This window comes from Paenibacillus sp. AR247, from assembly GCF_002968895.1.
GTDB classification, from domain to species: domain Bacteria; phylum Bacillota; class Bacilli; order Paenibacillales; family Paenibacillaceae; genus Paenibacillus_AQ; species Paenibacillus_AQ favisporus.
Window position 1 is genome coordinate 344,867 of sequence record NZ_PCZT01000023.1, and the last position, 4,268, is coordinate 349,134.

The 4,268-nt window shown below is 56.6% G+C and carries 3 protein-coding genes and 1 pseudogene; 3 read left to right on the forward strand and 1 reads right to left on the reverse strand.

Annotated elements, in window-relative coordinates; genetic code table 11:
• The first annotated feature begins 218 nt into the window (after nt 1–218).
• The 3 genes and pseudogenes from CPT76_RS30630 (at nt 219) to CPT76_RS30640 (ending at nt 3,339) form a co-directional block, all read left to right on the forward strand.
• Nucleotides 219–1,031: an MMPL family transporter gene (locus tag CPT76_RS30630; protein ID WP_258168995.1), complete on the forward strand. Its 813-nt coding sequence runs from the start codon at nt 219–221 to the stop codon at nt 1,029–1,031.
• Nucleotides 977–2,149, forward strand: a pseudogene (locus CPT76_RS30635) (ABC transporter ATP-binding protein); the annotation flags it as partial. The gene CPT76_RS30630 and the pseudogene CPT76_RS30635, both read left to right, overlap by 55 nt.
• Before the next feature lie 215 nt (nt 2,150–2,364).
• Nucleotides 2,365–3,339, forward strand: coding sequence for a DNA-3-methyladenine glycosylase family protein (locus CPT76_RS30640; protein WP_105445547.1), 975 nt, complete (start codon nt 2,365–2,367; stop codon nt 3,337–3,339).
• 74 nt (nt 3,340–3,413) lie between these two features.
• Here CPT76_RS30640 and CPT76_RS30645 read toward each other — a convergent pair whose 3' ends face one another.
• Nucleotides 3,414–3,974, reverse strand: coding sequence for a TetR/AcrR family transcriptional regulator (locus CPT76_RS30645; protein ID WP_240913409.1), 561 nt, complete (start codon nt 3,972–3,974; stop codon nt 3,414–3,416).
• Nucleotides 3,975–4,268: the final 294 nt, after the last annotated feature.

The window sequence follows — 4,268 nt, forward strand, 5'->3', positions numbered from 1 at the left end:
CGTACTGTCCCATATTGTATCACGGAGCCTGCGGAAGCCGCACTTTATCGGCATGAACATGTACTTATACTATACCATTTTTGACACCTGTAACAGGTGGGGAGGAGCAGAATATGGGGGATTCCGGATACGGGCGCTGGGTCGCCGGAAAAAGAAGTAAATGGATCACGCTGGCCGTTTGGGTCATCATCGTGGGCGTGCTGAGTGCCATCTGGCCGATGGTCAACAGCGAGGTCCAGAACAATGCGGCCAATCTGGACGACGCCAAGCCTTCGGTTCAGGCTGAACGCATCGCGGAGGAGCAGTTCAGCAGCGATGCAGGGGTTCCCGCCCTGCTGGTCTGGCACCGTGAAGGCGGGCTGAAAGAAGATGATTTACAGCATGTACAGAAGGTGTATGCCGAATGGAGCGCGAATCCGGTTCCTTATCAGGATTCGGTTCCGCCATTTCACCAAATGCCGGCGGCTGCGCTGAAAGCGATGCTGTCCGAGGACCAGAGCACGCTGGTCACCCCCGTGCTGTTCGAGAAAAGCGCAGACAGCGACCAGCTGAAAGAAGGGGTGGAGCAGCTGAAGTCCGGGATCACGCATGAAACCGGGCAGGATCCCTTCGCCGCAAGCCATAACTCCGGTTCGGACCTCAGCGTCCGCGTCACCGGTCCGGTCGGCATTTCGATCGACGCGACCGGCCTCTTCAAGAATGCGGATTTCAAGCTGCTCATGTCCACCGTCATTTTGGTGCTGGTCATCCTGCTGCTCATTTACCGCTCGCCGATTCTGGCGCTGATTCCGCTGATCGCGGTCGGCTTTGCGTATGGCGCAGTCAGCCCCCTGCTCGGACTAATGGCCCAGAAGGGCTGGATCACCGTCGATTCCCAAGCCGTTTCGATCATGACGGTGCTGCTGTTCGGGGCCGGGACGGACTACTGTCTGTTCCTGATCTCGCACTTCCGCCATTTGCTGAAGGAGAAGAGAACCTGGGACAGCTCAACGGCCATGTGGAAGAAATGTACACAGGACATAAAATCGTGAAGGCCTTCGGCCGCGAGCGGGAGTCCGTCGAAGATTTCAACAAAATCAACGAAAAGCTGTACAGCTCCGGCTGGAAAGCCCAATTCATCTCCGGCATCATCATGCCGATGATGATGTTTATCGGCAATATCGGTTATGTGCTGGTCTGCGTGGTCGGTGGGATCTTCGTCACCCACGGCCGGATTACGATCGGGGATGTGCAGGCGTTTATCCAGTACGCCAGACAGTTCACCCAGCCGATTATGCAGACGGCCAACATCGCGAACATCATCCAGTCCACCATCGCTTCGGCGGAGCGCGTGTTCGAGCTGCTGGATGAGGAAGAGGAAGTGCCGGAAGCGGCGGATGCGGCTGTCCTGCACAATCCGAAGGGGGCCGTGGAGTTTGAGCATGTGCGTTTCGGCTATAAGGAAGACGCAATGCTCATTGAAGACATGAACATCGACGTGAAGCCGGGACAGACGATCGCCATCGTCGGGCCGACCGGTGCCGGCAAGACGACGCTCATCAACCTGCTCATGCGTTTCTATGAGCTGAACGGCGGGGCGATCACCATCGACGGCGTGAACATTACCCACTTGAAGCGCGGCAATTTGCGCAGCATTTTCGGCATGGTGCTCCAGGATACCTGGCTCTTCAACGGGACGATTATGGAGAATATCGCTTACGGCCGGGCCGGCGCCACGAACGAGGAAGTGATCGAGGCGGCCAAGGCGGCTCATGCCGATCACTTCATCCGTACGCTTCCGGACGGCTACGACACCGTGCTCAACGAAGAAGCGTCGAACATTTCCCAAGGGCAGAAGCAGCTGCTGACGATTGCGCGTGCCATTCTGGCCGACCCGTCTATCCTCATCCTGGATGAAGCGACCAGCAGCGTCGACACCCGGACGGAGGTCTTTATTCAGAAGGCGATGAACGACCTGATGAAGGGCAGAACGAGCTTCGTCATCGCCCACCGGCTGTCCACGATCCGTGACGCCGATCTGATCCTGGTCATGAACCAGGGCAGCGTGATCGAGAAGGGCAACCACGAGGAGCTTCTGGCCAAAGGCGGCTTCTACGCCGATCTGTATAACAGCCAGTTTTCCGGCGGAAGCATTCAAGAGGTTGTCTGAGGGTGAAGGCGACCCCACCCGCGACACTTATCATCCGCATTTCAAAAGAGCAGCCATGACGGCTGCTCTTTTTTTTAGAATATTGGCAGTTTATGCTTGAATATCGAACGTGTGTTTGTCAATATTGATCTTAGAAGTTCATTCAGGAATAAAAAACGCAGACCGAACCTGCGGCGAATGCTTGATCACTTTACAGGAGTCAGGAGGTACGGAACATGAAAGAAACAATCTCGCTGCTTACGCCCTTTAGCATCGAACGAACCATGGACGCGGTCAGGGGGCAAAATCCCCGGCTCGTGCTGGCTCATCCGGAATACCCGGTATTCACGAAGGTGATTCCGGCGGAAGGGCGCGACATTCCGGTCACCGTGTCCTTGGTGGAGACCAGCCAGGGACCGGCGGCGGAGGTGGAGCTGCTGCAGGCCTGTAATTCGAAGGAAACCGAAGCCATCCGGGTATATGTAGGCAAAATGCTGTCCAACCATGTGGACCTCAGGCCGTTCTATGCGCAGCTTCAGGATGAACCTGTTATTGGCTCCATTCTTCCGGGGCTGCACGGGCTGAAAATACTGCTGGAGCCAAATTTGTTTCAAAATCTGGTGCGGACGATTATCGGCCAGCAGATGAACCTGAGCTTTGCCGCTTCGCTCGTCTCGCGAATCACCGAGCAGTACGGCACCCCCGTGACAATCGGGGACCATACGCTCTACAGCTTCCCAAAGCCGGAAGCGCTGGCCGCGCTCGAACCGGACGAGCTGCTGCCGCTGCAGTTCAGTCGCCGCAAAGCCGAGTACATCACCGGCTTGGCGCGACAAGTAGCGGACGGCTCCCTCGATCTTAACGCCATGCCGGACCTTGCGGACGAAGAAATTTTCAACCGGCTGCTCCCGATCCGCGGCGTCGGCAAATGGACGGTCGAGTGCTTCCTGCTCTTCAGTGTAGGCCGAACGGATTTCTTCCCGGCTGATGACATCGGACTGAAAAATGCAATGAAAGTGCTGTGGGGCTTTGACAGCCAGCCGGCTTCTCCGCTCATGCTGGAGATCAGCCGCAGCTGGTCGCCATGGCGGAGCTACGCCGCTTACTACTTATGGGCTTGGCTCGACGATTGGAAGCTGCGGCAGAAGCAGGAGAAGGAACAGAAGAAGCCTGTCCGCGGCAAGTCGGCTCGAAAAGCCTCGGAAGCATAGTGGCGGCTGAGCTACGCCATAATCGAGCCGCATGCCGCCAACCCATCGGGGCTGCCTTCAGCCAGTCCTAACCGCTACGCTTCCTGCACGCCGACCCCGTTCCAGAACATGTTGACGATCTCCTGGGCCAGTTCGCCCGCGGACGGGGCGAATTCTTTGGCAATCTCCCGGTTGCCGATCATCAGCATGGATGCCAGCGTGTGCGCCATAAGGAGCGGGTGTGCGGAGCGCACCTCCCCGTTTTTGATCGCCTCGGTGAAGCTGACGGTCAGCACATCGTGAATCTGGTCCTCGCTGACGCGGATTTCTTCCAGCTGTTCGGGCGCCAGCGAGGCGCTGGCATCGCGCATGATCGTTTCAAAGTCCCCATGCGGGAACCGAAGCTTGTTCTCGGCCAGCTCCACGAGCCGGTCGTAGAGCGGCTTGTCCTGTTGCATAATCCGGAGGGAAGCATTGCGCGCCTTCTGCATCATGGCGGTGACGGCTGCCGTGAAGAGCTGGGCTTTATTCTCAAAGTGATAGTAAATGGAAGCCTTGGTTACGCCGCATACCTGGGCAATTTGCTGCAGCGAGACCGGCTCATAGCCGTACTCCATGAAGAGAGCGGAAGCTGTTTTCAGGATGAATTCGTTCATGGGAGTGTCCTCCTGCCGGCGTTTGGGCCGGCCCGGGGAGCGTTTAGCCGGATGTTTTCCCTGGGATTGTTCCATATCGTTGTCCTCCATAATCTAAGTAGTTGATCGTTGTCCTCCAGTAATTCCACAATCCTGTTCTAAATCCTGATTGATAATTAACCTTCCGGTATATATAATTAATGTGGCATGGCAACAGCGGATGTGCCTTTCATTGAAATTATGCGATTGTATGCCGCCTGATAAGGCTGAAAAGTACGGCGGTCCGTACTGTCCCATATTGTATCACGGAGCCTG

Coding starts and splice junctions, on each gene's coding strand:
- CPT76_RS30630 (WP_258168995.1), top strand. CDS start 219: ATGGTCAACAGCGAGGTCCAGAACAATGCGGCCAATCTGGACGACGCC.
- CPT76_RS30640 (WP_105445547.1), top strand. CDS start 2,365: ATGAAAGAAACAATCTCGCTGCTTACGCCCTTTAGCATCGAACGAACC.
- CPT76_RS30645 (WP_240913409.1), bottom strand. CDS start 3,974: ATGAACGAATTCATCCTGAAAACAGCTTCCGCTCTCTTCATGGAGTAC.